Source organism: Aquitalea magnusonii (genome assembly GCF_003202035.1).
Classification (GTDB): Bacteria; Pseudomonadota; Gammaproteobacteria; order Burkholderiales; family Chromobacteriaceae; genus Aquitalea; species Aquitalea magnusonii.
Genome location: NZ_QJKC01000014.1, coordinates 113920 through 134329, shown reverse-complemented (window position 1 = coordinate 134329; position 20410 = coordinate 113920). Strand labels below are relative to the sequence as shown.

Annotated in this window: 19 protein-coding genes, 1 rRNA gene and 1 riboswitch; of the genes, 14 read left to right on the top strand and 6 right to left on the bottom strand. The window is 58.6% G+C overall.

Annotation, left to right across the window (positions count from 1 at the left end; translation table 11 throughout):
• The 12 genes from rrf to DFR38_RS15420 form a co-directional block, all read left to right on the top strand.
• A 5S ribosomal RNA gene (rrf, locus tag DFR38_RS21905) occupies nt 1-88 on the top strand; the annotation flags it as partial.
• 230 nt (nt 89-318) lie between these two features.
• Nucleotides 319-921 (top strand): GspH/FimT family pseudopilin, encoded by a 603-nt coding sequence (locus DFR38_RS15470; RefSeq protein ID WP_082693592.1) that lies wholly within the window; start codon nt 319-321, stop codon nt 919-921.
• The gene (gene pilV / locus DFR38_RS15465) at nt 918-1409 is read left to right on the top strand and encodes a type IV pilus modification protein PilV (protein WP_059286894.1); all 492 of its coding nucleotides are present in this window, start codon (nt 918-920) and stop codon (nt 1407-1409) included. Before DFR38_RS15470 ends, pilV begins: the two co-directional genes overlap by 4 nt.
• Complete coding sequence (locus tag DFR38_RS15460; RefSeq protein ID WP_082693594.1) at nt 1409-2365, top strand: PilW family protein; 957 nt, start codon at nt 1409-1411, stop codon at nt 2363-2365. Before pilV ends, DFR38_RS15460 begins: the two co-directional genes overlap by 1 nt.
• Nucleotides 2362-2919 carry a pilus assembly PilX family protein gene (locus DFR38_RS15455; protein ID WP_059286895.1) on the top strand — a complete coding sequence of 186 codons (558 nt, stop codon included), beginning with the start codon at nt 2362-2364 and terminating at the stop codon, nt 2917-2919. The genes DFR38_RS15460 and DFR38_RS15455 overlap by 4 nt, the downstream gene beginning before the upstream one ends.
• 52 nt (nt 2920-2971) lie before the next feature.
• Complete coding sequence (locus DFR38_RS15450; RefSeq protein WP_158527746.1) at nt 2972-6829, top strand: pilus assembly protein; 3858 nt, start codon at nt 2972-2974, stop codon at nt 6827-6829.
• Between the two features lie 10 nt (nt 6830-6839).
• The gene (locus DFR38_RS21745) at nt 6840-7241 is read left to right on the top strand and encodes a type IV pilin protein (protein ID WP_082693596.1); all 402 of its coding nucleotides are present in this window, start codon (nt 6840-6842) and stop codon (nt 7239-7241) included.
• A gap of 92 nt (nt 7242-7333) precedes the next feature.
• On the top strand, nt 7334-7834 hold the full coding sequence (gene rfaE2, locus DFR38_RS15440; RefSeq protein WP_059286898.1) for a D-glycero-beta-D-manno-heptose 1-phosphate adenylyltransferase: 501 nt from the start codon (nt 7334-7336) through the stop codon (nt 7832-7834).
• Complete coding sequence (locus DFR38_RS15435; protein WP_059286899.1) at nt 7831-8799, top strand: biotin--[acetyl-CoA-carboxylase] ligase; 969 nt, start codon at nt 7831-7833, stop codon at nt 8797-8799. Before rfaE2 ends, DFR38_RS15435 begins: the two co-directional genes overlap by 4 nt.
• Nucleotides 8796-9512, top strand: coding sequence for a type III pantothenate kinase (locus DFR38_RS15430; RefSeq protein ID WP_059286900.1), 717 nt, complete (start codon nt 8796-8798; stop codon nt 9510-9512). The genes DFR38_RS15435 and DFR38_RS15430 overlap by 4 nt, the downstream gene beginning before the upstream one ends.
• Complete coding sequence (locus DFR38_RS15425; protein WP_059286901.1) at nt 9509-10378, top strand: SPOR domain-containing protein; 870 nt, start codon at nt 9509-9511, stop codon at nt 10376-10378. The genes DFR38_RS15430 and DFR38_RS15425 overlap by 4 nt, the downstream gene beginning before the upstream one ends.
• Before the next feature lie 114 nt (nt 10379-10492).
• On the top strand, nt 10493-11290 hold the full coding sequence (locus DFR38_RS15420; protein WP_059286902.1) for a YoaK family protein: 798 nt from the start codon (nt 10493-10495) through the stop codon (nt 11288-11290).
• A 30-nt stretch (nt 11291-11320) separates the two neighbouring features.
• Here the strand turns inward: DFR38_RS15420 and DFR38_RS15415 are convergent, their stop codons facing one another.
• Together DFR38_RS15415 and DFR38_RS15410 are read right to left on the bottom strand one after the other, a co-directional pair.
• Nucleotides 11321-12316 (bottom strand): M48 family metallopeptidase, encoded by a 996-nt coding sequence (locus DFR38_RS15415; RefSeq protein ID WP_110313595.1) that lies wholly within the window; start codon nt 12314-12316, stop codon nt 11321-11323.
• Nucleotides 12313-13440: a YjgN family protein gene (locus tag DFR38_RS15410; protein WP_059287462.1), complete on the bottom strand. Its 1128-nt coding sequence runs from the start codon at nt 13438-13440 to the stop codon at nt 12313-12315. The genes DFR38_RS15415 and DFR38_RS15410 overlap by 4 nt, the downstream gene beginning before the upstream one ends.
• Nucleotides 13441-13676: 236 nt before the next feature.
• Here DFR38_RS15410 and DFR38_RS15405 point away from each other — a divergent pair, with 236 nt between their 5' ends.
• Nucleotides 13677-14900 carry a hypothetical protein gene (locus tag DFR38_RS15405; RefSeq protein ID WP_239688848.1) on the top strand — a complete coding sequence of 408 codons (1224 nt, stop codon included), beginning with the start codon at nt 13677-13679 and terminating at the stop codon, nt 14898-14900.
• Here the strand turns inward: DFR38_RS15405 and DFR38_RS15400 are convergent, their stop codons facing one another.
• The 4 genes from DFR38_RS15400 to cobT form a co-directional block, all read right to left on the bottom strand.
• The gene (locus tag DFR38_RS15400) at nt 14901-15386 is read right to left on the bottom strand and encodes a GNAT family N-acetyltransferase (RefSeq protein WP_082693756.1); all 486 of its coding nucleotides are present in this window, start codon (nt 15384-15386) and stop codon (nt 14901-14903) included.
• A gap of 134 nt (nt 15387-15520) precedes the next feature.
• Nucleotides 15521-16300: an adenosylcobinamide-GDP ribazoletransferase gene (cobS, locus tag DFR38_RS15395; protein WP_110313594.1), complete on the bottom strand. Its 780-nt coding sequence runs from the start codon at nt 16298-16300 to the stop codon at nt 15521-15523.
• Nucleotides 16297-16899 (bottom strand): histidine phosphatase family protein, encoded by a 603-nt coding sequence (locus tag DFR38_RS15390; protein WP_059285828.1) that lies wholly within the window; start codon nt 16897-16899, stop codon nt 16297-16299. Before DFR38_RS15390 ends, cobS begins: the two co-directional genes overlap by 4 nt.
• 3 nt (nt 16900-16902) lie before the next feature.
• Nucleotides 16903-17937 (bottom strand): nicotinate-nucleotide--dimethylbenzimidazole phosphoribosyltransferase, encoded by a 1035-nt coding sequence (cobT, locus tag DFR38_RS15385; RefSeq protein ID WP_110313593.1) that lies wholly within the window; start codon nt 17935-17937, stop codon nt 16903-16905.
• A 153-nt stretch (nt 17938-18090) separates the two neighbouring features.
• Nucleotides 18091-18295: riboswitch (cobalamin riboswitch) on the top strand.
• 173 nt (nt 18296-18468) lie between these two features.
• Here cobT and DFR38_RS15380 point away from each other — a divergent pair.
• Nucleotides 18469-20343: a TonB-dependent receptor domain-containing protein gene (locus DFR38_RS15380; RefSeq protein WP_059285827.1), complete on the top strand. Its 1875-nt coding sequence runs from the start codon at nt 18469-18471 to the stop codon at nt 20341-20343.
• Nucleotides 20344-20410 lie beyond the last annotated feature (67 nt).

The window sequence follows — 20410 nt, the reverse complement described above, 5'->3', positions numbered from 1 at the left end:
CGCCTTCCCATCCCGAACAGGACCGTGAAACGCCTTAGCGCCGATGATAGTGTGGCATTCGCCATGTGAAAGTAGGACACCGCCAGACTCCCCTTTGAAAGCCCAGCTCAATCGAGCTGGGCTTTTTGCATTGGGGATGGCTCTGGTGTTGATGTCATTGCATAAGCCGCCTGTGGGCGGCTTTGGCACGTTAGGGGGATGAGCTGTAAGTCACCAGGCACGGCAGTCGGATTTTTAAGCGCGTCTGTCAGAAAATTTTTCTATGAAGAAAGAATTTTCTTATGATGCAGATGTAAAAATCTGTACTCAGGTGTTTTCATGGCTCGTTTCAGGTCGGCAAACGGTTTTACGCTTATTGAGGTCATTGTGGTGTTGGCGGTTGCATCCATTCTATTGGCTATTGCAGCACCCTCTATGAGCAGCTTTGTGCGTAGTAACCGGATAAGTTCTGCGGCCAATGATCTGCAGCAGACCTTTCTGGCCGCTCGCAGTAATGCGGTACGCACGGGTGTACCTGTTGTGGTTTGCGCAAGCAGTTCCAGCTCAAGTGGCTGTGATGCCAGCAGTTTCAATTCCGGTTGGGTGGTTTTTGCCGATCTGAACCGGAATAACACTTTGGTTACGGGTACTTCAGTCAATTTCGGTAACGCGATTGCTTCCGGTACGACGGACTTGGTTGTCCTGCGCAAGATGGATATCAACAGCACATTGCGCCTGTCCGTTTCCAATGCTTCAGCAGTCACTTCTTTCCGCTATCTGCCGACCGGCCGGGTGCAGATGTACAACGGCAGCTGGACTTCGGCAAACAGCATCATGGTGTGTGATGACAGTGCCAACGCGGCCATTTCCAAAAAGCTGACCTTTTCTTCTGCGGGCCGACCGATGCCCGCAGCACTGAGCGGTGGGGAGTCTTGTCCATGAGTCAACGGCAAGTCATACGGCAGTCTGCGCGTGGTTTTACCTTGTTGGAAGTGTTGGTGGCGATTGTCATTCTGGCTATTGGTTTGCTGGGCATTGCCGGTTTGCAGCTGAACAATCTGCGCTACTCTGCTCAAAGCGCTGCCCGCGCCCAGGCGTCCTTGCTGGCTGAGCAAATGGCAGAGCGCATTCGTAATAATCCGACCGCTGACTATAGCCAGACCTCTTCCGGAACGGTAACCAACTGTTTTACCGCTTCGTGTACCACCACGCAGCAGCGTGATTTCGATTTGTCTGAAATGGCGGCTATTGCCGCCGATCCTGTGCGCGGTGGTATGAGCAGCGGCACCATTAGCGTGGCAGCAGCCAGTAATGGATATACGGTGAGCATCGGCTGGCAGGAAAGAGCTGGTTACGCCGGAGGACAGGCATCTCAAGGGATTGCCGTGTCGCAGGCTGCGCAGCTGCAGTTTTTTGTGAGGCCGAACTGATGCCAATATCCGGAGTTGCACGCTACAAACAAAGCGGCCTGACCATGGTGGAGTTGATGGTCGCCATCACTATTGGTTTGATCGTAACCTTTGCCGTTACCAGTTTGTATGTGTCCAATCAATCGACCAGCAAGGCCCAGTCTGGGCATGCACAGATGCAAGATAATGCACGCTATGCCATGGCACAGATTGGACGGATTGTGAAGCAGGCAGGTTATTACGATGCACTGGGTGGGACATTTAATGCCAGTGGTGTGTATAACCCTACCCCAACCGATGCTAGTGGTAATTTCTCCAGTCCCAGCATACAGGCAAGTGATGTTTTGGCCGCAGTCAATGATGTAGCGGTCAGTGGTTTCACTGCATCAAATGGATTAGCCATACTGAATGGTGTGACCTCGGATGAATTTACCATTGGTTTTCTAACCGGCCCACAAGCCAGCTCCGGTAATGCGATGCCGGATTGTCTGGGTAATTCGGTCACTGTTGCCAATACTCTGGTGAAAAACCGTTTCTATATTAGCGTCAATACTATCGGTGGGGTTACCCGCCCAACACTGATGTGTGATGTGACATGGAATGGTAGCTCTCCCAGTAGTCCCAATCTGAGTACCGGCCCGATAGCCGACAATATAGAGCGCTTACAGATATTGCTCGGGGTGGATTCAGATGGTGATGGTGTACCAAACAGTTATCTGCCGCCTAGTAGCGGCGTCAACATGAGTCAGGTGGTGGCCATGCGCATTGCCCTGCTGGCGCGTACTGATCCGGTTTATAGCCAAAACCGTGCCGAGCCAGCTTCGTTCAATATGTTTGGCAGCAATTATGCAGGTACCAATGACTCAGGCTCGATAGTCTCTCCGCTATCTACGTCTACGAGCTGTATTGCTTCAGCACCGTGCTGGACGCGCCGGGTATTTGAGTCCACCTTTAGTCTTAGGAACCGGAAATCATGATCGGTCGGTCTTTGCGGCGACAGCGCGGTGTTACCCTGATTATTGCTCTGGTGTTTCTGGTGGCATTGACCTTGGTAGCGCTCTCCGCTTCATATTCATCGGTGCAGGAAGAGCGTTTTGCGCGCAATGGGCGGGACTTTTCATTGGCTACCGAAGCGGCAGAAGCCACGCTACGTTATAGCGAAGGCCTGATTGCCAAAGGTAGCATCGTTAATGCCAATGGATTTGTCGATTGCACGGTTGCGAATGTGACTGCCAGCGGGCTATGTCTGCCGAACGCGAGCGGCCCGATGCATGTTTTGCTCAACAGTAATCTGAGTAATGCCAGTGATACGGTGACCGCAGCGATTGATAGTAGTAGCTGGACGGTTCCCTACGCGGCAATGCTGACACCTCGCTATGTGATCGAGGTGTTCCCCGATGGTGCTGCGGGTATCGATCTGACCGCCCAGACTGGTGATCAGTCTTATTTGTATCGGATTACTGGACGGGGATTCGGTTTGAATCAGCAAATCAATGTGACGCTGGAAAGTATTTTCCGCCCTTATGGTTAAAGGCAGGAGCGCAGACATGATGCTAAGAATATGGATGAGATTTGCCTGTGGCATGTTGATCGCCCTGATGGGTGGGCTGCAGGCCATGGCTGCTATTACTGTTGCCAGTGTGCCCTTGGCCGGGGTGGGTGGACGCTATGGTCCGAATGTATTGTTGGGTTTGTCAGTAGAATACCCGACTGCTGGTGAGGCTTATACAAACCGTACTTTTGATGCCACAGAAATGACCAAGGATCACCGTGGTTATTTTGATCAGTACAAGTGCTATAGCTATGATTCAACTAATGGTTATTTTGTCCCTAAAAGCCTGGTGAATAGCAAAACCAATCGAACCTGTGGAAGCAGTTATTGGAGTGGTGCCCTGCTTAACTGGGCGACCATGTCGGCTATTGATATTTTCCGGCAGACCCTTACTGGTGGCAATCGTGCCTCTGGTACTGCGGGAACCAGTACGGATTATTCCAATGGTGATACCGCAACGCTGACTGTCTTGCGGCGTGCGAGAATTGTGTCAGGGCAGAATCAGGTCTATGGGTTTGATGGAAGCCGTATCCTGAAAACCAATGCTTCGACATTGACGCAATATTCTTATAGCCAACTGAAGTTTACCAGTCTCAACTGGCAGGTGACGGTATCCGGCTCCAATGATGGCTCAAATTGGACAACGCTTGGCACATTCAATGCGATGGTGCAGGTGTGTACCACCGTGAGTGGCATCACTGCCGCCGGATATACGGGGTTGGGAGTTAGTTCAAAATATAATAATGGTCTGGAAGATAATTGTTCTGCTTATGGTAGTAATTACAAGCCGGAAGGGTTGATTCAGGCGCATGGTGGTGATATGCGTTTTAGTGCCTTTGGCTATCTGATTGACTCCAATTATATGCGTATGGGTGGGGTGCTGCGGGCTAGAATGAAGTATCCGGGTCTTAATTCCAGCACAACATCGGCAAGTACATCTTCCAATTCCTACACGCTGGGCGCTGAGTGGAGCAGTGTAGATGGTACTTTTGTGGTCAATCCGGATACCGATGATGCGACGGGTAGTAGTGTGACCAATAGCGGGGTGATTAATTATCTTAATAAATTTGGTGATGCAAACGGTTATAAAACCTATGATCCGGCAGCTGAACTTTATTATGCTGCCTTGCGCTATTATCGCAAGCTGGGTAATTACTCTGCATTTACCAGTGGCTTGACCACGGCGATGAAAGATAATTTCCCGGTCATTACAGATTGGGATGATCCCATCATCAATGCTTGCCAGAAGAATTTCATCATTTACATTGGTGATACCAATACCCATGGTGACGTTGATTTGCCAGGAACAGGCTGGGCAAGTTACGCTACCGGTAACCAGACATCGGTTACGGCGCCCAGTGATGATCCAGCCTCCAATATGGGTACCCCTCCGGTATCTGGTAGTGGCAGTGGGGTAACGGCATGGACCAATTCGATCGGCAATCAGGAGGGGGTCAGTAACCTGGCCAGTACTAATACGGGCTCAACCAATTCTCCACCGTATATTGCCGGTTTGGCTTATTGGGCCAATGTGACTGACTTGCGTTCTGATTTGATAGGAAATCAAACGGTTAGTGCCTTCATGATTGATGTGGTGGAGAATGGGAATGCCAAGTCACAGACTACCAATCCTTTTTACTTGGCAGCCAAGTATGGTGGTTTTACTGATAGCAACAACAATAAGAAGCCGGATGTGCGCAGTGAATGGACCAGTGATGCGGCGGGGACGACCAGTATTGCGGCCTATCCCAATGGTACACCCAGTAATTTTGCCCAGGCCAATAACCCCAACAACATGACCACTGCCCTGCAGACGGCTTTTGCTTCCATTACTGCGGCGACTGACCCTACGCTGGCTGGTTTGGCTACTACTTCCAGTGGTTCGCAGGTTTTTTCTTCGGCTTATGTATTTCAGTCGTCATTTGATTCGACTGACTGGCATGGTGACTTGATTGCCTATCAAATCGTGCAGGCTAATGCGACTACGCCACCATCGCTGGTTCAGGATAACACGCATGGTTGGCGCGCCAAAACGACATTGGAATCTCAGTTGAATGGGAGTAGTGGTGTGGGCAGTCGCAATGTGCTGACCTACGACCAGACGACCAATGCCGGTGCCTTATTCAATACTACTTGGTTTAATGCGCTTGCCGCTGGTGCAGCCCAAAAAACTGCTCTAAACAGTACGGATAGTCAGGGTGCTAACCGGGTGAATTATTTGCGTGGTGACAAAACCTATGAGGCCAGTGGCTCATCACCTAAATTCCGTGCCCGGAATTACCGCCTTGGTGATATTGTCAACTCCACGCCGGTGTATATGGCAGCGCCAACCACCTATCTGGTATCGGGTTGCACTTATGCAGCTAATAGTAGTAGCCAGGCTACTGATCGAGCTGCCATCATGGCGCGGCCCAATATGGTTTATGTAGCAGCCAATGATGGATTTCTGCATGGCTTCGATATGACAGGTACCGAGCGCTTTGCCTATTTGCCTGCTGCGATCTATGCAAATTTGCCTACGCTGACTTCGCCATCGTATTCGCATAATTACTATTATAACGATGGAACACCTAATGTACGTGATGTCTGTTTTACTTATTCTCCCTCTACCGGCAATCTGTTAACTACCCCGGAAACACATACCGTGCTGGTGGGAACAACCGGTGCGGGTGGCAATAGCGTTTATGCTCTTGATGTAACCCGGCCGGATGCAATGACCGCGTCCAGTGTGCTGTGGGAGTTTACCAGCAGCGATGATGCCAATCTGGGATTGACGATAGGTACTCCGCAAATAGTCAAATTGCAAAATGGTCGCCCGGCAGTGATTTTCGGTAATGGATATAATAATGGTGGCTCAGGCGCCATTGCCTCGCTTTATATTCTTTATCTGGACAAGAAGGCTGGCCAGCCATGGACGCTGGGGACAAACTATTTCCGTATTGATGTGGCGAATCAGAGTGGTCAGACCATTACTCCGAATGCAATGGGTAGTCCGGCATCAGTGGATATCAATGGTGATGGCATGGTGGATTTTGTTTATGCCGGCGATATCAATGGCAATATGTGGAAATTCAATCTCAACTCTGCAGTAAGTAGTAACTGGAAATTGTCTGGTGGTGGCGGTAACCTGAACTCCACCTGCTCCAGTAATTGCGCCCCCCTGTTTACGGCATATGGTGTGACAGTGTCTGGTGGTAACTCCACCTTGGGAAGCCGTCAGCCGATTACGGCGGCTCCAGTCGTGACGCGAGATCCCACTTCGGGATATTGGGTACTATTTGGTACTGGTATCTTCCTCTCTGACAATGACCGTACCATGTCCACGCAGGCCTTGTATGGTCTGCATGATAGTGGCAGCAATATTGGCAATCCGATTACCGGTACGTTGGTGGGGCAAAGTATTGGTACACAGGTGTCCGGAACCTCCGGTGGCAGTTATTTCACCTCCAGTACTAATTCGGTGGCCAGTGGCGGTAATGGCTGGTATATGCCCTTGACCGCCAATGAGCGGGTGATTGCTTCTCCAGTGTTGCGTAACAGGCAGACCGTGCGTTTTACCAGCCTGATTCCGGATACCTCTGGTTGTACCAACGGGGGTACCACCTGGTTGACCGATGTCGGTATTTTCAATGGTGCAATGACCAGCTATCCGGTGTATGACACCAATGGCGATGGAGTGGTCAACGGCTCAGATCAGGTGGCTTCCCGCTATTCACCGACCAATTCCAGCGGTGTGAGCAGTGGCAAGGCGCTGACTTTGATTGATCAGAACGGTAACCAGTGGGTGTGTGAGGCAGGCTCATCCGGCATGGGCGTATGCAAGGCGGTGAACAAGGCAACGGGTAGTGTCGGCCGCCTGGCCTGGCGTGAAATCGTACAAACCTGGTAGTGGAGCAAACATGCATAACAGACGTATTGTGGGTGGCTTTACCTTGATCGAGATGTTGATCACGGTGGCGATTATCGGCATTCTGGCCGCCATTGCTTACCCCTCGTATAGCAGCTATGTCATGCGTGGACGCCGTGGACAAGCCGAGGCCACCATGGTGCAGATGGCGCAGGAGCAGGAGCGCTGGTTCACCATGAACAACAGCTATAACGCCAGCCAGTCTGCGACGACCGTGACCACATCGAATGGCGCGACTGCCTATACCATTTCCACGGTGGCAGCTTCTTCGACTTTTACCATCACCGCCAGCAATAGCACCACCTATCAGAATGACAACTGCGGCACCCTGACGCTGGATAATCTGGGAACCAAGACGGCAGCAAGTGGTTCTGTGGCGGATTGCTGGCGTTAAGCCAGTGTGGTTTGGGCGTGAGTATCCCGTAATGATATGCTTGGCGGCTTATCCCGCTCTGGCGGGGCAGTATGGCTGTCACAAGGAAATCCATGTCCTACCCCACCCCCGCATTTGAAGACAAGATCTGCGCGCCCGAGGCTCTGGCGGCGCGGCTGGCGGCCTTGCCGCGACCCATCGTGTTCACCAATGGCTGTTTCGACATTCTGCATCGCGGCCATGTCACCTACCTGGCACAAGCACGCGCCTTGGGTGCCAGCCTGGTGCTGGGCCTGAATACCGATGCCTCGGTCAAGCGCCTGGGCAAGGGCGATGATCGCCCGATCAATAATGAGCTGAACCGTGCCGCCGTGCTGGCTGCGCTGGAAAGTGTCAGCCTGGTGACTTGGTTTGACAGTGACACCCCGGCGGATCTGATTGAACTGGTGCAGCCGGATGTGCTGGTCAAGGGCGGTGACTGGGCGGTGGACAAGATTGTCGGCAGCGCCGAAACCCTGGCCCGTGGCGGCCAGGTGCATTCCATTCCCTTCCTGTTTGCCACTTCCACCACGCAAACCATCAACAAGATCCGTGCCGCCGAGGATCAGCAGTGAGCGAACATGCTTTTGCCGTACTGCGCCAGCTCAGTGATGGCCGCTTCCACTCCGGCGCCGACATCGCGCGCGAGCTGGGCTGTTCGCGCACGCTGATCTGGCAGGCGGTGCATGCCATCGAGCAGGAATTCGGCCTGACTGTGTTCAGCGTACGCGGCCAGGGCTACAAGCTGGCCGAGCCTTTCGAGTGGCTGGATGTGGCACGTGTGCGCGAGGCACTCACCACGCCGGCGGCAGAAACATTCACCCTGGCGGTGGCGGAACGGACCGACTCCACCAATAGCCAGTTGATGGCGCGTGCTGCCAGTGGTGGCCTGCACGGCCTGGTGCTGGCGGCCGAGATGCAGACGGCCGGGCGCGGTCGCCTGGGCCGCCGCTGGCAGACCCGGCTGGGGGCCGGCCTGACCTTTTCCCTGCTGTGGCGCTTTGATCGCGGACTGGCGGAGCTGGCCGGCCTGTCACTGGCTGTGGGGCTGGCGCTGGCGCGTGCCCTGCATCAGCTGGCGGTGCCGGTACAGCTCAAATGGCCGAATGATGTGCTGCTCAATGGCCGCAAGCTGGCCGGCATCCTGATCGAGCTATCCGGCGACGCACTGGGGCCGGCGGCGGTGGTGATCGGTATCGGTCTGAATCTGGACAGCCCTGGGGAAGTGGACCAGCCGGTGGCCTCGCTGGCTGAGGCCGGCATCCGGCTGGGGCGCAACCAGTTGCTGGCGGCGCTGCTCAGCGAGCTGGCCATCGTGCTGGATACCTTCAATCGCGAAGGATTTGCCGCATTCCGTGATGACTGGATGCGCTGCTCCAGCCATGAAAACGCTCCGGTGCGGCTGAGCTTTTCCCATGGCGAGCCAGTGGATGGCATAGCCCGCGGGGTGGCGGAAAACGGTGCCTTGCAAGTGGAAACCGCCGATGGCAGCCTGCGCATCTTTCACGCCGGTGAAGTCAGCCTGCGGAGTCGTACATGAAGCTGTTGCTGGATGCCGGCAACAGCCGGCTGAAATGGGGCGTGCATGATGGCCGCGGCTGGCTGGCGCAAGGCGCCGTCGCACATGACACCATTGCCGGCTTGGCCGCGCAATGGGCTGCCTGGCCTATTCGTGCGGTGCATGCTGCCAGCGTGGCCCGCCCCGAAGTGGCCGAGGCCATCGAACAAGCCGCACCCTGTGCGGTGCAGTGGGTGCGTGCCACTGCCGCTTTTGCCGATGTGCGCAATCACTACCGCAATCCGGCCGAACAGGGCGCCGACCGCTGGCTGGCGGTACTGGCGGCGCGTAGCCTGTGCCCGGGTGATGTGGTGGTGGCCTGTGCCGGCACGGCGCTGACAGTGGAAGCGCTGACCGCCGAGGGCGATTATCTGGGCGGCATGATACTGCCCGGGCAACAACTGATGCTGCGCAGCCTGGCCCAGGGCACGGCGCAGCTGGATCGCCTGGCGGGACAGGTGCAAGCCTTTCCGCAAGGCACGGCCGATGCCTTGGCCAGTGGTGTGCTGGCGGCCCAGTGTGGTGCCATCGAGCGCATGGGCCGGCAGTTGGCTGCACATACCGGCCGCGGCCTGCCGCCAGTCTTGCTGACGGGCGGCGATGCCGCGGTCATTGCCGCGCAACTCGCCGTGCCGCCGCGTATCGTGGATAATCTGGTGCTGATGGGACTCTTGAGAGTGGCGTGCGAATCATGAAGTGGTTTCTGGTACTGATTGTGGTGCTCAATCTGGCGGTAGCCGGCTATGGCTCGTTCAAGCAACGGCCACCGGCAGACGTGCACGCCCAGGAAATCAGCCCGGAGCAGGTCAAGCTGTTGCCGCCCGACTGGCAGCCGGCTTCTGCGCCGGTCAGCGATGCCAGCGCCCCGCTCAAGCTGGTGGCCTCCATGCCGCAAACCGAGACCCTGAAGCCGGGTGATCTGGGCAAGGCTGCCTCACAACCGGCCAGCAGCAAACCGGAAGCGGCCAAGGCGAAAGCGGAAGCCTCCAAGCCGGAAGCCAAGGCTGAAGTGAAAAAAGTGGTGGAAGCCAAAGCAGCCGACAAGCCGGCGGACAAAGCGAAAGCCGAAGCGGCCAAGCCGGAAGCCGCCAAGGCCCTGGCCTGCTATGACTGGGGCACGCTGGATGCCAAGTTGCTGGCACGGGTCAAGGGCGGGCTGCCCAGCCTCAAGCTGAAGGCCGAGCAACTGACGGAAACCGCCAAAGGCGAGGTCAAGGGCACGGGCAAGTTCTGGGTCTACCACCCGCCGCTGGCCACCCAGGCCGAAACCCAGACCCTGTCAGCCGAGCTGAAGGACAAGGGCTTCGACAACTACATCGTGCATAACGACCCGTTCAAGGGCAGTGTCTCGCTCGGTCTGTTCGGGCAGGAAGCCGCGGCCAAGGCCATGCTGGCCAGACTCAAGGCCGCCGGTTTTGACAAGGCGCTGGCCGAGCAGAAGGGGCAGAAGGGTGCTGCTACCATGCTCAGTTTCAAGGCGCTGGAACCGGCGCAGGCCGAACGCCTGCAGGCGCTGCAAAAACGGCTGACGCCGGGGATTCCGCTGCAAAGCTGTCGCTGATTATTGCGTTGCAGCAAATGAAACCGGGCCGGCGCTTGTCAGCAGGCTGGCCGAGGATGGATGATGAACGGCAATGCGGGGATATCCCGCCTTGCCGTTTTTTCATGGTCTGCTATGTCCCGACGTTCAAGCAATATCACCCGCCTGCTGGATCGCGGCGCGTTCAATGACCACGTGCTGCGCCAGCTGGGCGGCTCCATGGCCTTTATTGCCGGTGCGCTCAATGCCGGTGGTTTTCTGGCGGTGCACCGCTACACCTCGCATGTTTCCGGCATTGTTTCCGGCATGGCCGATGACCTGGCGCTGGGAGAAATCCGCCTGTCGCTGTCCATGCTGATCATGTTGCTGTGCTTTATTGGCGGCGCCATGCACTCCACCTGGCTGATCTTGTGGGCCAGGCGCCAGCGCCTGCGTGGCGGCTACGGGGTGTCGATGATGGAAGAAGCCGGCCTGCTGCTGCTGTTTGGCCTGCTGGGTGCCGGGCTGGCCAGTCACAAGGGTTTGTTTACCCCGCCTACCGTGATGTTGCTGTGCTTCATCATGGGCATGCACAACACCATCGTCACCAAGCTGTCCGGCGGCCTGCTGCGCTCCACCCACATGACCGGCATTGCCACCGATATCGGCATCGAGCTGGCCAAGATGAGTTATTACAACCACCTGCACAGCCCCAAGATCAAGGACATCAAGTCCAACCGCAGCCGCCTGTGGGTGTACGGCATGATTCTGTCAGCCTTTTTCCTGGGCGGTGTGGTGGGGGCGCTGGGTTTCAAGCATCTGGGTTATGCCTTTACCCTGCCGCTGGCGCTGCTGCTGTTCGTGCTGGGGCTGCGGCCGGTATGGTACGACGTGCGCCTGCGCTGGCGCTGGTGGTTGCAGCATCAGGAGCAGGGGGTCGGGCCACAGGACTGAGGCGCGGGCGCGCCTGACACGGCAAGCGTGTCAGGCAGGACATTGCTGGCCATCGGGGTGGCTGCGTTCCTCGCTGCCGGGGTGGCTGGCCAGCAAGGAGGTGGCCGCGCCATCTGCGCCGCCCAGCCGGGTGAGGAACTGGCCAAGCACGCAGGGAGAGCTGCCACGGGCAGCCAGCGTGCGGAAGGCGTAGCGGTCGGCATCGCGCTCGAAATCGCGCGAGTACTTCATGTCGGCCAGCATGATGGGGGCCACCGCCAGCACTGGCGTGGTATCGCCGCTGAACAGTGTCACGGCCAGCGACAGGCCACCATACTGGATCAGGCCACGCAGCCCGTGCCGCCCCTCCACATGGCCTACCTCATGCGCCAGTACGGCAAAGATCTCTTCATCGTTTTTGGCCGCCTTGACCAGCTGGTCGGTCAGGATGACCTGGCCGGCGGGCAGGGCAAAGGCATTGGCGCCGATATCGCGTGAATCCACCACCCGCAGCTGATAGTGATAGCGGCTGCCCCTGGGCACGGCCTGCAGCAGCAGGGCCTGCAAGGCATTTTGTCTGGCCTGTGACAGCTGCGAAGGGCGGATGCTGTTGGTTTTTTCCAGCAGGCTGATGGTGGGCGCAGCCATTTGTTCTTCAAGGGCGATGGGGGTACGCCGGGCTGCCTCATCGGCCAGCCAGGGCAGGCCGTAGCGATAGCCGCACCAGACGGCGATGACGGTGAGCAGCGCCAGCACGGCCAGCACCTGCCAGCCGCTGTGCAGCCACTCCAGCAGGCGCACCCCCAGTGGCAGGCCACCGCTCAGGTGGCGGCAGCGGTATTCGCTGGCCACTTCGATCACGCCGCCATCGGGCAATTGCAGCTTGTCGGGCAGGCCGGGCAGGCCGGCTTCAAACGCCACCTCGCGTGCCAGATAGCGGTGGGTGTGCACGCCATCGGTAAACACCAGGTGGTGGGCATCGCGCTGCAGCATCACCGCCCGGCTGGCGGGGCTGCGGCCATCCATATAATTGCCCGGCAGACTCATAGGCCCAGATCCAGTTCAAAGCCATCGGCGGCGGCATCGCCCAGCGCGCTGCGCGAGGATTGTGGCCGGGCACGGATGGCATCAAGGTCGTCATCGGGAAACATCTTCAGATGCTCTAATCTGTAGCGCAGTGCGCGCAATTTGGCAAAGGGGTAATACAGGCCCAGCGTCAGCATGGTCAGCAGGGCGTTGCTGGCATGCAGATTCATCAGGCCGCGCAGTGTCATGCTGCTTTCAAAGCGGTGCAGCCGGCCATTGCTCTCCAGCAGGATATGGTTCCACATCACGTTGGCCAGCCCGTCGCGCACCACCTGGCCGATGGACATCCACATCAGCAACAACATCAGGTAGGCCAGAATAGCCAGGGCCAGCAGGCCAAAGACACTCAGCCGCTGGTTAAACAGGTGGCCGATGATGGAGGAATACAGGCCGCCGATAAAGCCGAACAACAGCAGCATCAGCAAGCCCAGCACGCTCGCACGGAAATAGACCCGGTAATAGTCGCCGGCGCATTGAAGCATTTCAAAGCGGGCATTGCCAAACCAGGCATTGTTGACCAGAAAGCGTTGCTGCATGTGGCGGGCATAGGGATAGCCGATGCCCAGCGTCAGCACGGTGATGATCAGCCCCATGATGAAGGGGCCGACCGCATCCATGGTACTGGCGCGGAAGTTGAAGCGCATCTGCCGCCAGCTGGTATTGCGCAGGCGAAAGCGCATGGCCATCACCACCACCCAGGGTAGGGCCGGCAATAGCAGCAGATAGAGCAGGGCATGCAGGCCCGGCGAGTATTTCTGTGTCACGGCCAGCAGCAGTAGCACCAGGAAAATCAGTGCCCGACCCTTGAGAATGGCCAGCGGCTTGCCGTGATAGCCGAAGCCGGCACCGGCAAAGCGGCTGTGGCCGTACAGGTATTTGTGGCTGCGCACCTTGCCCCAGGCCGAATAAATGCCCAGGGTAAGGATGGACAGCAGCAGGTTGACGATCCAGATGCGGAAATAGGCCGCAGCGCTGCCGCTGAAGCTGAAGCCCAGGCCGTCACGCTGGGGTGCCTGCGGTGGGGCTGGCTGGCCGATGCGTACCGGCTCCATGGCCAGCGTGTAGTCTTGCGACGAGGAAGTCATGATGGCCCCTTTGTGGCATCAGTGAAGGTTGTGCCATGCCTGTCTGGCGGCAGGCTTGAACTGCAGCACGGCGCGCGGCACACTGCCGGTTCCGCGCCAGAAGCTGCGGCAGCCTCAAGCCGTCGGCTGTGCAAGATGGATGGTAATCGTCAGTCTCCCACTCATTCTAAGCGCCAGTCCATTGTCATGGAATGGGGCGTGGTTGTGTTGGCGTACTCTCTGCAGGGGGAAAGTCTGTGACCGATAGCATCAAGGGCGATGGCGCCATCTGCCGTCAGCGCCGGTATGGCTCTTTCATCGCAAATACCTATGCTGGCGTAATGTTGCCAGGACTGGCGGGATGGCTGGTGTGGATGCTGAGCCTGGCGGCGCAGGCCACCCCGCTGCTGTTGCAGGGGCAGATCGGCAAGGCCGCCGTGGTGATGGAGCTGAACATCGGCCAGGACGGCGAGGTGGATGGCCGCTATTTTTACCGCAAATATCACCAGGACCTGGCCTTGTCCGGCAAGCGCATGGCTGATGGCAGCCTGCAGCTGGGCGAGAACCTCAAGTACGACGAGCAGCGCAACGATCTCACCCTGCAGCCACAAAATGCTGGCTGGCATGGTCAATGGCATGGTCCCAAGGCCGACAAGAGCCTGCCGGTGACGCTGACCCCCTATGAGCCGGCGCAGTGGCCCGCCAGCACCGATGCCGCACTCAAGCCCATCCGCCAGCGTTCCGGCTATGACTACACCCGGCTGGCCGGACTGTCGCTCAAGCCTGGCAAGCGTGAGCGCATGCAGGGCCACACCCTGCAATGGTGGGAGGAGCCGGTGAGCAAGATCCGTCTGTTCCGCGTGCTGGATGGCTATCCGGAGGGCAGCCTGCAACGGCTGAACCTGCTGCTGGCCGAGCGCCAGTGGCAGGAAGTGGCCAGCTATTTCGATTGCCAGCTGGGCGGCACACATAGCGCCGGGGCGGATTTTGAACAGACCATCACTCCGCATCTGCTTGGCAGCAAACTGTTCAGCATCAGCATTTTCACCAGCTATTACTGTGGCGGTGCCCACCCTGATTTTGCCGACAACCCGCTGACCATCGATGTCGCCACTGGCCAGACTGTGCAGCTGGAAGACCTGCTGTGGCTGGGCAAGGGCAAGGACAAGCCGCAGCTGGCGCGTCAGGCAGGCGGCGAGCGCAAGGACTACCAGTATGAAGAAAAAGTGCTGGCACCGTGGCTGGCCAGCACCATGGCGCGTCTGTATCCGGCGCAGGCCAAGCCGGGCAATGACGACGACTGCGACTACCGTGACCCGCAGGTGTGGCAGTTTGTCAGCTGGTATGCCACGCCGCAGGGCCTGTATCTGGGGCCATCCTTTGCCCGCGTCGCCCGTGCCTGTGAATACCCGGAGTGGAGCGTGCTGCCGTGGTCGCTGGTCAGGCAGCACCCCGGCGCACGGCCTGATTTGCTGCCCTGATCAGGCGCTGGCGCGTGGACGCTCCGCCTGGGAGCGGCGCAAGCTGAAAGGCCAGCGCAGCAGGGTCGCTTGTGTCGCCGGCTGGCGCAGCTCCATATAGCGCTCGCCCTGTTGCAGCGGGCCAAAGCCGAGCTGGCGGTAAAAGCCGCGCGCATCGCGCGATACCAGCAGAAAACGGCGTAATTGTTGCAAATCCGGGTGGGCGATGGCGGCCTTGATCATGGCCTGGCCTACCCCCTGGCCACGCTGCGCGGGCAGCACGAATACATCGGACAGATAGGCAAAGCTGGCGTAGTCGGTGATCACCCGGGCAAAGCCCACCTGCCGTCCGTGATGATAGGCGCCGATCACCAGTGAATGGCGGATGGCCCGTTCCAGGCGTACACCATCCATATTGGCCGCCCAGTGTGCTTGTTCCTGCAGAAACTGCAGGATCATGGCGTGGTCAAGGCGCTTGGGGTCGAAGGAGATGTCCAGATCGGTCATGTGCCAGCTCCACGAAGTGTCCGGGGAAGGCGAGCCTCCCGGCTGATGGCCGGGTCAGGCCGCTGGCTGCAGTATGGTGAGCCAAGATCACCGCATTGTGACAGGACGATGGCAGGTCTTTGACAGCAAGGCGGTCAGTGCCAGCCAATGCCCGGCAGGGGGATGAGCAGCAGCCCCAGCAGCAGGATTTCACATACTTCGATGCCGGCGCCCAGGCAGTCGCCAGTCATGCCGCCCAGCTTGCGTTTGAGCCAGCCGCGCCACAGCAGGCCGGCCAGCGGCGCCAGCAGCAGCGCGGGCGCCAGCCAGGCAGACAGGGCGAGCAAGGCCAGCAGGCTGACGACCTGTACCCGCCATTGCGGCTGCCAGGCAAAGCGTTCGCCACTGCCGGGCGCCAGTGCCGGCAGCGTGGCCGACCAGTACAGCGCAAACAGCCGCGCCCAGGCCGGCAACAACAGCAGCCCGGCCAGCAGCCTGGGCTGTCTGGCCAGCAGCATCAGCAACACCAGTTTGCTGACGATGGCGCAAATCAGCGCAATCACGCCAAAGCTGCCGACATGCGGGTCTTTCAAAACCTCGAAAAAACGTTCGCGCGAGCGATGGGCGGCCCCCATGGCATCAGTCAGGTCGGCCAGCCCATCCAGATGCAGGCCGCCGGTGATGCCTATCCACAGCAACAGGCCAAGCAGCGCCGCCAGCCAGGGGTCGTATTGAGCGCCCAGCCACACCGCCAGCCACAGCAGGCTGCCCAGCAACAGGCCGACCGGCGCAAACCAGCGCGCACTGGCCGCCAGCCATTCCGGGTGGAAGCTGCGCAGCTGCGGCGTGGGCAGGCGGGTGAGAAACTGGATGGCCAGAATCAGCGATTGCCACCAGCGTGCCGGCGGCAGCGGGGCGGAGGGCGGCAGGCTCATGCTTCGCCGGGGCTTTCCAGATGCATCAGGTAGGCCGGGTGGCCTTCCAGAATCGACAGCTGGGCAAAGCCGCCACGTTGCACCGTCATCAGCTTGGCCACGGCAAACTCGGTCCCCAGCAGCTCGGCCAGCAGGGCGGTAATCACCCCGCCATGGCAGACCAGCACCCGGTGGCTGCCGCGGGCGCTCTGAATCCATTCGCTAAAGCCGCTCAGTACCCGGGTGCGGAAGATTTCATAGCTTTCTCCACCGGGTGGAATCAGCTCACCAGCGGCGACGCGGCTGCCCCAGTCCGGATGCTGGCCGGACAGGATGGCGCGCGACATGCCGTCCCAGTCGCCAAAGTCGAATTCGGCAAAGCGTTCGTCCACCTTCAGCGGCAGCGAACCGTGCAAGGCCTGATGCACGGCAAACTCGCGGCAGCGCTGCAGCGGCGAGGTGGCCATGCTGGTGACCGGTGCCAGCTGGTTCAGCCGCTGCCAGCTGCGGCTCATCTGTTCGCAGCCCAGCTCATTCAGCGGCAGGTCGGTGCGGCCGATCAGCCGGCCAGCGTGGTCGATCTCGCCATGACGCAGCAAGGTCAGGGTGTAGGGGTTCATGCCTCAGTCTTTCTCGGTGACACCGGCCTGGGCAAAAGTGGCCATTTCGGCGTGCAGCTTGATGGCCAGTTGCAACAGCGGTACGCAAGTGGCTGCGCCCGAGCCTTCGCCCAGTCGCATACCCAGCTCCACCAGCGGCTCCAGCCCCAGGGCTTGCAGCGCCAGACGGTGACCGGTTTCTTCCGAGCGATGGCTGGCCAGCAGCCAGGCGGCCACGGCGGGGTCGATGGCACGGGCGGCCAGGGCGGCTGCGCTGGCGATGAAGCCATCCACCAGGGCCGGCACGCCCTGTGCCGCGCCTTCCAGATAGAAGCCGGCCATGGCGGCGATTTCCAGCCCGCCCAGTTCGGCCAGTACCTGTGTGCCGCTCAACGACTGTCCTTGCAGGCGCTGCAGCGCCTGTGCCACCACGCGGCGCTTGTTGGCCAGTCCGGCGTCGTCGATGCCGGTGCCACGACCGACCACCAGCTCAACCTCAAGATTGGCCAGGCGGCAGATCAAGGCCGCCGACGGGGTGGTATTGCCAATGCCCATGTCACCGGCGATCAGCAGATTGGCCCCCTGTTCGATGGCGCGGCGCGCGGCGGCGCGGCCGACTTCCAGCGCGGCAGCACACTGTTCTGCAGTCATGGCGGCTTCCACTGCCAGGTTGGCGGTGCCGGCGGCTACCTTGGCGTGCACGATGGGCAGTTCCGGCAGCTGACCCAGCACGCCCACATCCACCACTTCCAGCCGGGCGGCAATGGCACGGGCCAATACGCAGATGGCGGCACCGCCGGCGGCGAAGTTCTTCACCATTTCGCCGGTCACGATGGATGGGTAGGCCGATACGCCTTCGGCAGTCACGCCGTGGTCGCCGGCAAACACGGTAATGGCCGGCGTCAGCGCGGCCGGAATGGTCTGCCCCTGCCAGGCGGCAAAGCGGCAGGCCACCGTCTCCAGCACGCCCAGGCTGCCGGCCGGCTTGGTCAGCGAGTTCTGGCGCTGCAGGGCAGCCTGATAAGAAGCGTGGGCGGGCAGGGCGATGGACTGGGTCATGATGCGTTGTTCTCTGGGTTGGCATGGACTAGTGCGGGACTCTAAGTCATGGGGGGCAGCGCGGCAAGCTGAATGCCGCCATGGCATTGGCATTGCTTGTTGCATATCAAGACTGTTCGTACCAAATCACCGCGGTTTCGCCACAATTTGCCGTATAATCGCCGCCGGACAGGTGTCCGGGCTTTGCCGCCCGGATGAAACGGGAAGCCGGTGCAAGACCGGCGCTGCCCCCGCAACGGTAAGGTCTGGCTGGTGGATACCGGCCCAGTTGTCGCCATTGCCACTGTTGCCATGTGCAACGGGAAGGCGCGACAGCGCAAGACCCAGCCCGGAGACCGGCCTGTCTGGTATCGCCCGCCCACGGCAGGCGGTCGCTGTATATCGCGGGGAGGCGATCTGGCGAACAGCAGGCAGGCCCACCAGCTTGCTCCGATGTCATCCATTCTCATGGCGCAAGCCATCCTCTTCGCACTTCTTGTGGCTGTGGCAGCGTTGGCCCGGCCGGATCCTTGTTCCAGGAGTGTGTGTTTCATGTTCAAACCCCAACAACTCGCCATGCTGCTGTCCATGTGCTGGACCAGTCTGGCCTTGGCCGATAATCTGCCGCAATTCCAGGGTGAGGAAGTGGTGGTGACGGCCAGTCGTCAGCCGCAATCCATCAGCAAGACCTTGTCTGACATCAGCGTGATTACCCGCGACGATATCGAGCAATCAGCTGCTAGCAGCCTGCCGCAGTTGCTAGCCAGGCAGCCGGGTATCGAGTCATTGAGTACGGGGGGCATAGGGAGTCAGGCCAGCCTGTATATCCGTGGAAGCAATGCGAATCATGTGGTGATTTTGGTGGATGGCGTGCGTATTGCATCGGCTACATCAGGTACAACCGCACTGGAAAACATCCCGCTTGCACTGGTTGATCGTATTGAAATCCTGCGTGGCAACGGTTCCAGCCTGTATGGTGCAGACGCCATTGGAGGTGTCATCCAGATATTCACCCGCCAGGGCCATGGTGCACCTCGCTTCAATTTCAATAGTGGCATGGGAGACCATGGCACGGTGAAAGTGGGAGGCGGTGTCGATGGCAAGGTGGATAACACCGCATTCAGCCTGCAATTGAGCCAGCAACGTACTGACGGTATTGCCTTCACCAATCCGGATGCGGGAAGTACATACAATTCTGCACGTGATCCGTATCAGAATATCGCCTATTCGGCCAGCCTGACCCAGACCCTTTCTGCTGGTAATGAGCTGAGCGCACGTGCATTTCAGTCGTTTGGCAGGGTGGGAGTCGATAACTCTGCAACCCAGGTCAACACGCAGATAACCCGGCAAACCGGATTGTCAGTGGAATCCCGCAATACAGTTACTGAAGCATGGAATAGCACCCTGCGTTTCAGTCATAGTGTTGATCATCAGGAAGCCTGGGTCAATGGTGATTCAAAAAATGTCACGGACCTGTTTCAGACGGCCAAGAATGAATGGCTTTGGCAGAATGATTTGAAAACGGCGGCAGGCAATATCCTGTTGGGTGCTGATTATGATCAGCAGCAAGTGGATAGTGCGACCGCATTTTCCATTACACAGCGCCACAACGCGGCGGTATTTGCTGGCTATACTGCCGAATTCTCAGCCAATATGTTGCAGGTCAACCTCAGGCACGATCAGGATGAACAGTTCGGTAGCAAGACAACCGGCTCACTCGGCTATGGATACCGCTTAAGTCCTTATCTCACCATACGCGCCAGCTATGGCACTGCATACAAGGCTCCGACCTTTAATGATCTTTATTTTCCGCGTACCGATTATGGTGGTGGCTACGTCTATGCCGGTAATCCCGCCCTGCGACCGGAAACCTCGCGTAACAGCGAGCTGGCCCTGAGTTATGCTCAGGCAGGGACCAAGGCAACGCTCACCCTGTTTCACAACCGGATATCCAATCTGATTACCTCCGGTGTGAACAGTGACGGGGTGAATAGCGTGGTCAATGCCAATCAGGCGACCATACAGGGCGGTACGGCGACACTAGCGATGACATGGGGAAACTGGGATTTGTCTGGCTCAGTAACGTATCAGGACCCGCTGGATGATACCAACCAACAACAACTGCAACGGCGTGCTCGGGCATTCGGCCAACTGTCAGCCGGTTATGATTGGGGGCAGCTCACCACTGGCGTAGAATTTAGCGCTAGTGCCAAGCGTCGGGATCTTGATTACAACACCAACCCTTACAGTAATGTCTGGCTGGGTGGCTATAGTCTGACCAATCTGTATGCCAACTATCGCCTTAGCAAAACATGGACAGCGACTGCCAGGCTGACCAATCTGTTTGATCGTCACTACACCACTGCCTATGGGTACAATACCTTGGGTCTTGGTGGGTTTGTTGGTGTGAGCTACCAGGGTCTGTAAGACATGTAGCCAGCTACCAGCTTGCTGATTGTTTTTCGGCAGGCTGGTTTTTTGTTTTTCAGGAGCA

What these genes read in the sequence shown, in the direction of transcription:
- DFR38_RS15420 (WP_059286902.1), top strand. Translation starts at nt 10,493, where the DNA reads ATGTCCCGACGTTCAAGCAATATCACCCGCCTGCTGGATCGCGGCGCG.
- DFR38_RS15380 (WP_059285827.1), top strand. Translation starts at nt 18,469, where the DNA reads ATGTTCAAACCCCAACAACTCGCCATGCTGCTGTCCATGTGCTGGACC.
- DFR38_RS21745 (WP_082693596.1), top strand. Translation starts at nt 6,840, where the DNA reads ATGCATAACAGACGTATTGTGGGTGGCTTTACCTTGATCGAGATGTTG.
- DFR38_RS15390 (WP_059285828.1), bottom strand. Translation starts at nt 16,899, where the DNA reads ATGAACCCCTACACCCTGACCTTGCTGCGTCATGGCGAGATCGACCAC.
- DFR38_RS15455 (WP_059286895.1), top strand. Translation starts at nt 2,362, where the DNA reads ATGATCGGTCGGTCTTTGCGGCGACAGCGCGGTGTTACCCTGATTATT.
- DFR38_RS15470 (WP_082693592.1), top strand. Translation starts at nt 319, where the DNA reads ATGGCTCGTTTCAGGTCGGCAAACGGTTTTACGCTTATTGAGGTCATT.
- DFR38_RS15460 (WP_082693594.1), top strand. Translation starts at nt 1,409, where the DNA reads ATGCCAATATCCGGAGTTGCACGCTACAAACAAAGCGGCCTGACCATG.
- rfaE2 (WP_059286898.1), top strand. Translation starts at nt 7,334, where the DNA reads ATGTCCTACCCCACCCCCGCATTTGAAGACAAGATCTGCGCGCCCGAG.
- DFR38_RS15415 (WP_110313595.1), bottom strand. Translation starts at nt 12,316, where the DNA reads ATGAGTCTGCCGGGCAATTATATGGATGGCCGCAGCCCCGCCAGCCGG.
- pilV (WP_059286894.1), top strand. Translation starts at nt 918, where the DNA reads ATGAGTCAACGGCAAGTCATACGGCAGTCTGCGCGTGGTTTTACCTTG.
- DFR38_RS15400 (WP_082693756.1), bottom strand. Translation starts at nt 15,386, where the DNA reads ATGACCGATCTGGACATCTCCTTCGACCCCAAGCGCCTTGACCACGCC.
- cobS (WP_110313594.1), bottom strand. Translation starts at nt 16,300, where the DNA reads ATGAGCCTGCCGCCCTCCGCCCCGCTGCCGCCGGCACGCTGGTGGCAA.
- cobT (WP_110313593.1), bottom strand. Translation starts at nt 17,937, where the DNA reads ATGACCCAGTCCATCGCCCTGCCCGCCCACGCTTCTTATCAGGCTGCC.
- DFR38_RS15450 (WP_158527746.1), top strand. Translation starts at nt 2,972, where the DNA reads ATGTTGATCGCCCTGATGGGTGGGCTGCAGGCCATGGCTGCTATTACT.
- DFR38_RS15430 (WP_059286900.1), top strand. Translation starts at nt 8,796, where the DNA reads ATGAAGCTGTTGCTGGATGCCGGCAACAGCCGGCTGAAATGGGGCGTG.
- DFR38_RS15425 (WP_059286901.1), top strand. Translation starts at nt 9,509, where the DNA reads ATGAAGTGGTTTCTGGTACTGATTGTGGTGCTCAATCTGGCGGTAGCC.
- DFR38_RS15410 (WP_059287462.1), bottom strand. Translation starts at nt 13,440, where the DNA reads ATGACTTCCTCGTCGCAAGACTACACGCTGGCCATGGAGCCGGTACGC.